Below are 5,845 nucleotides of genomic sequence, written 5' to 3' on the forward strand. Positions count from 1 at the left end.
GCCGCCGCAAACCACCAATGCGGCTGCGCTGGCCGGCCAGACGGCCGCGGTGACGCGAGCCACCAGCAGCTCAGGCGGCAGCGGCGTCGAGTCAACACTGTCCGGGATCCCAGCGCTATTGCAAAATCTCGCATCGGCCAGCACGCAGTACAACACCGACATGGCGGATCTGCTGAACAGCCTTACCGGCTCATCATCGGCGGCGTCGATGTATCAGTCCTTGTTCTCAATCGGTTCTGGGGCGAAGGCGATCCTGCCGGCCAACGACGCGATGATCACCGCCATCTTGGGCATGGTGCAGTTCCAGAAGTTCTACCACCCGGTTGTTCCATTCAGTCCCGAGCTGATCCCGAAATCGGATTTAGGCGCGGGGTTGGGGCTGCGCTCAGCGGTCTCCACCGGCATGGCCACGACCGTGTCGGCGGGTGTGGGGAAGGCATCGATGCTGGGAACGTTATCGGTCCCACCAAGCTGGGCCGCTGCTGCGCCGGCAATCAGACTGGCCGCCAACGTGTTCCCGGGAGCCAGCGTAGCCGCGGCTCCTGCCGCGGGTATGCCGGGAAACCTGCTCAGTCAGATGGCGCTGGGAAGCTTGACTGGAGGCGCGGTCGGCAGCTCTGCCCTAAGGGTGTTCAGCGGAACCGCCGCCCGTGGCCGCACCCCGGGCAAAGACGGCCGCACACCGGTCAAACTTGACCGCGTCATCGCGCAATTGCGGCAGCAACCAGAGGCGGTGCAGCACTGGCAGGTTGACCAGAACGGCCTCGACGATCTTCTGGCGAAACTGGCCAAGATGCCGGGCATCCACACGGTTCACCTGTCCGCTGAGAAGGCCAAGCCCACTTCGCTGCGGTCGCAGCAAGGGTAGCGCCGGTGTGCCGATGTAGATCATCCCTCTGCAGCCGAAGGGATTTGACAGCAGAGCACAAAACATTGTCGTACGACAAGGAGTGCCAATGAGATTCATAACAGCATTGGGCGGCATCTTCGCCCTGATCGCTCTCGCCGTGCCAGGACATGCCGATCCCGGTGTCGAAGAGGGCCGCGACAACGGCGCCTTCCTTGCTTCGTTGCGAAACGCTGGCATCACCTACAACAACGCGGATCAAGCCATAACGGCCGGCCACGCGGTGTGCGGGCTGATCGATAACGGCGAATCGGGGTTGGAGGTTCTCAAGGACCTGAAGAACACCAATCCGGGATTCACGACCGACGGCGCGGCCCAATTCGCTGCGATTGCCGCGAGGTCCTACTGTCCCCAACAACTGGCGCCAAGCAGCGGTGAAGGCGCGAAATAACGTGCCTTAAAAGTCAACCGGATTACCCAGAGCAGGAGTCGGAGCACGGGCGTTCAGTCCATGCTCTTGAGCGCAGGGCTACCGAGGGGCCGGCACTGAGGCGGACATCCAGCAGCGGTGTGGGCGCAAACCGCCGCTGAGGCCGTGGTGATGCTTGTCACAGCTGTCGTCTGGCGTTAGGCTCGGCTAAAGGTTGAGAACACAGCCGCAATTACGGTCGTGAGCTGGTCAAACCCGAGGACCGGTTCCCGTAGTGGACGCCGGCGAGGGTGTGCGGAACGCAACTCAGTTGCATGGCGAGGGCTAACCAGCTATCCAACGGTTCCCGGCCGCACTTCCTTGTCCACGCGGTCGCTCGGGAGGCCATACGTTGAGCTTGACTCCGAGGGTCGGTTGCCTGAGCGATCCCTACTCAACGGCACAGTGCGCTGGCTATGGAACAGCCGACACAGTGCAGCACGACCAATCAGCTGTTGTCGAGCACCACGCATTGCGTCAGGCTGTTCACAACCGGCGGGTTATCGACCGCTTTTCGGCTAATGCGGTGACTGCCTGGAATGGAACCCGTCGGCGCCGACTCGCTTTGGTGGTTACCCGACTTGCTGTACTGCTAAGCCAGGCGTATTCGCCGGATTTAGAGCTCGACACTCAGCGTCATAACCGCTGTATTGAGTCGTATCTGCAGCGTCGGCGACACCGCCCATGGCGCAATCGAGGGTCGTAACGTCGATATCTTTTCGTGAGAAGTTTCCGACCGTAGTTGGCGTTGCCGCGGGGTAGACGTCGACCTTGGGAATCGCGGCGCCAAACCGCCACATCAAAACTCGCCATATCAAAGCTCATTTTGCGTTACTGACGACGTCAGAAACGTCCGAGCGCCGACAGTGCTGCGTACAACACCGGAGGTGACAAAAGCTGACCCGAAATACGTTCGAGGCGGCGGCATAGACGACTCGCTCCATGCGTGCTCGATCGAAGAGCGCCACACTACGACCTTCCATAGCGCCCAGCTGTCCGAGAGGCCTTGCCGCCAAGGGGTTTTGAGATCCGTCGCACTTTCGTGACCGACGTGGATTTAATGCGCCCACTGCTGCTGCCACTGGGCATGTCTGCGAAACCTATTGATTAGGAGCATTATTCGCGATATATTCCCTGGCAAAGCTGGTCTGCTAGCTGGAAAAATTTGGCAGGCAACGACTGTCACGGTCGGCGGGCGCATGTTGCGGTCAATCGGCCTCGAAAGGATGATGTTTCGCCGATATCTGGGGCCAGAGTCACAGTGAGCAGATCACGTGTTGGCTTAGCAAGGGGGTGTGATGATGGACTTCGGCTTGTTACCGCCCGAGATCAACTCCGCTCGGATGTATGCCGGCCCTGGCGCGGGGCCCATGCTCACCGCAGCGGCAGCCTGGGACAGCTTGGCGGCTGGGTTGCATTCGACCGCAGCATCTTACGGGGCTGTGGTCTCCGGAGTGGTTGGCTCTTGGCAGGGTCCGTCGTCGGCGGCGATGGCCGCCGCTGCCGCGCCGTATGCGGCGTGGATGAGCGCCACCGCCACGCAGGCCGAGCAGACGGCGATCCAAGCCAAGGCGGCGGCAGCCGCGTACGAGATCGCCTTTGCTGCAACAGTGCCCCCGCCGATGATCGCGGCCAACCGTGCGCAGTTGGCGGCGCTCATCGCGACCAATTTCTTCGGACAAAACACCCCGGCGATCATGGCCACCGAGGCGCAATACGCCGAGATGTGGGCGCAGGACGCCGCCGCGATGTACGGCTACGCCGCGTCGTCGGCGACGGCCGCGCAGGTAAGGCCGTTTGACCCGCCGCCGCAGACCACGAATGCGGCCGGGACCGCCTCTCAATCCGCGGCGGTCGCCCAGGCCACGAGCACGTCGGCCGGCGCGCACGCGCAAACATTGCCGCAGCTGATGTCGGCGGTGCCGCAGTCGCTGCAGAGCATGGCAGCACCGGTCTCGCCCGCGGCGCCCGCTGCAGCGGCCGCTGATCCGCCCTCCCCGCTGTCGGTACTTCAGAACGTCACGATCGGGCCATTGTCGCCGATCTCGCTTTATGGGCCTTTCGGCAGTGGTCTGCTGTTCGGTTACGCGAACTATCTTTTGCCCCAAAACTCCGCGAACCTGGCCTCGGCGCTCGAAAGGGTGGCAAGAGACGAGTCGAAGTTTGAGGCCCTATTCGGAGAGCTTCCTCCCGGGACCCGTGTGGTGGGCTCAGCAGGCGAGGGAATATCGGCGGGAATGGGCCGCGCCGGCTTGGTCGGCGGCTTGTCGGTGCAGCAAAGCTGGGCCTCGGCCGCCCCGGCGATCCGGACAGCCGCTGCAGCGTTGGCGCAAACCAGCCTCGGCGGTGCCCCGGCGGCATTCGCCGCAGAAGGTCAAGGAAGCGTGTTCAGCAATATGGCCCTGTCGAGCTTGGCCGGACGGGCCCTGGTCGGTACCGGCGGTTCCGCTGCCCGGCCCGCGAGCATGGGCGGCAGTGCTGCTGTGGGCGAGGCCGCCACCACCGCCAACATCTTCGTAATATCCGACGACGATTAGCCGCCGTTGTGGACGTGGGAGCACATGCGATGGCGATCAAACCCCAGTTCGGCGGCCGGAGCGCCGCGGGCGTGCGAGCCATGCTGGGGGAGAGCGGCCACCTGGGCGGCGTGTTTGCCCGCGAACTCTTTTCCAGCAGTGCCGGGCACATGCGGCCGCCGTGGCTGCCAAATCGGCTCCGGCCAGTTAAGAGATGAGGGATTTAGCAATGTATTTCGCGGGTTTACCACCAGAAATCAATTCCGGTCGCATGTTTGCCGGTCCAGGGTCGGGGTCGCTGCTTGCTGCCGCGGCGGCCTGGGACGGCCTGGCCAGCGAACTGCGTAGCGCGGCGGCCTCATACTCCTCGGTGATCGCGGGACTAAGTACTTCATGGCAGGGCCCGTCATCGGTGGCCATGGCAACCGCGACCACACCCTATGTGGCGTGGATGAATGCCACCGCGGCCCAAGCCGAGCACACCGCCGGGCAGGCCAGGGCCGCGGCGGCCGCCTACCAGACCGCGTTCGCGGCGACGGTGCCCCCGCCGGCGATCGCGGCCAACCGCAGCCTGCTTGCGTCGCTGGTGGCGCCCAACATCTTCGGACAGAACACTGCGGCGATCGCGAACACCGAGGCCCTGTACAGCGAAATGTGGGCCCAAGACGCCGCCGCAATGACCACCTATGCGAGCCAGTCGGCGGCCGCCACCCAAGTGAGGCCGTTCAACGTGCCGCCGTCGGTTACAAACCCGGCGGGCACAGCCGGCCAGGCCGCCGCTGTCGGACAAGCCGCTGGCACGGCGGCCGGCACGAACGCGCAATCGACCTTGTCACAGCTGGTGTCCGCGACGCCGCGGGCACTGAACAGCCTGGCAGCACCCGCCGCGGCACCCGCTGCAGCTGATCCGCCGTCGCCGATTACGACTTTGCTGAACCTGCTCGGCCCGACATCCCCGTTGTCAACGGCCGCTTCGCTTTTCGAGGCTCCCGGCAAAGCTGTCGTGCCGGCTACCGACGCCATGGTCAGTAACAGCGTGTGGTTGGTGGCAGTGGCACGGACCATCAACGACAGGGCGGTCACGCTAGAGGGACCGCTGCTCGCGACGCTCGGCTCTGGCACGTCTGCGTCAGGGGCAGCCAGCATGGCGGCAGGGGGGCCGGCGGTTTCGGCCGGTATGGGCGGTGCGGGCGTGGTGGGGGCGTTGTCGGTGCCGCCGAGCTGGGCCGCGGCAACCCCGACGGTCAGGCTTGCCGCTTCCGTGCTGCAGGGCACCAGTGCAGCTGCCGCGCCGGCGGTGGCTACCGAAGGCGCGGGAACGGCGATTAGTCAGCTGGCTTTGGCGAGTTTGGCCGGAGGTGCCCTCGGCCGTAGCGTTCCACGTGGCATCAGCGTCGCTGCGGTCCGTAAGGGAGCACCCAGCCCCGGCAAGGCCAAGGACAAAGACAGCGATACGCCGGACAAACTCAAACAGGTTCTCGCCGAGGCGTCGCAGAAACCGGAGTCGGTGCAGCACTGGCACACCGACAAGGAGCACCTCGAGAGTCTCCTGGACCAGCTGTCGAAGAAACCGGGGATCCATGCGGTACACGTGTCCAAAGGCGGCAAGAACAAGGTAACGCCACCCAGGGCAAAGTGGGGATAACAAGGAAGGGTGAACAAAATGTCGTTTGTGACAACACAACCCGAGCTGCTCGCAGGAGCGGCCAGCGACTTGCAAGGCATTGGCGCTGACATGGCGGCGCAGAACGCGGCCGCGGCAGCTCCGACGACAGGCGTGGTTCCCGCCGCTGCGGACGAGGTATCAGCGCTGACAGCTGCACAGTTTGCCGCGCATGCCACCATGTATCAGGCGATCAGCGCCCAAGCGGCCGCGATCCACGAGATGTTTGTAAACACGTTGGGCACCAGCGCCGGATCGTACGCGGCAACTGAGGTCGCCAATGCGATTGCGGCACGCTAGTGTCCTGAGTCATTAATTCGCTTGCTCTTGTTAGTATGGGCGATGCCGTC

At 64.2% G+C, this 5,845-nt stretch carries 4 protein-coding genes and 1 pseudogene; all 5 read left to right on the forward strand.

What is annotated here, in order from left to right:
- Nucleotides 1-868, forward strand: a pseudogene (locus ACFE99_RS19490) (hypothetical protein); the annotation flags it as partial.
- Between the two features lie 88 nt (nucleotides 869-956).
- Entirely contained in the window at nucleotides 957-1,298 is a 342-nt protein-coding gene (locus ACFE99_RS19495) for a DUF732 domain-containing protein (protein WP_375488075.1), read from the forward strand.
- 1,319 nt (nucleotides 1,299-2,617) lie between these two features.
- Nucleotides 2,618-3,853: a PPE family protein gene (locus ACFE99_RS19500; protein ID WP_375488078.1), complete on the forward strand. Its 1,236-nt coding sequence runs from the start codon at nucleotides 2,618-2,620 to the stop codon at nucleotides 3,851-3,853.
- A 208-nt stretch (nucleotides 3,854-4,061) separates the two neighbouring features.
- Nucleotides 4,062-5,477, forward strand: coding sequence for a PPE family protein (locus ACFE99_RS19505; protein WP_375488076.1), 1,416 nt, complete (start codon nucleotides 4,062-4,064; stop codon nucleotides 5,475-5,477).
- Nucleotides 5,478-5,495: 18 nt separating this feature from the next.
- Complete coding sequence (locus ACFE99_RS19510) at nucleotides 5,496-5,795, forward strand: PE family protein (RefSeq protein ID WP_375488077.1); 300 nt, start codon at nucleotides 5,496-5,498, stop codon at nucleotides 5,793-5,795.
- Nucleotides 5,796-5,845: the final 50 nt, after the last annotated feature.

It is taken from the genome of uncultured Mycobacterium sp., assembly GCF_964249325.1.
In the GTDB taxonomy this organism is placed as follows: Bacteria; Actinomycetota; Actinomycetes; order Mycobacteriales; family Mycobacteriaceae; genus Mycobacterium.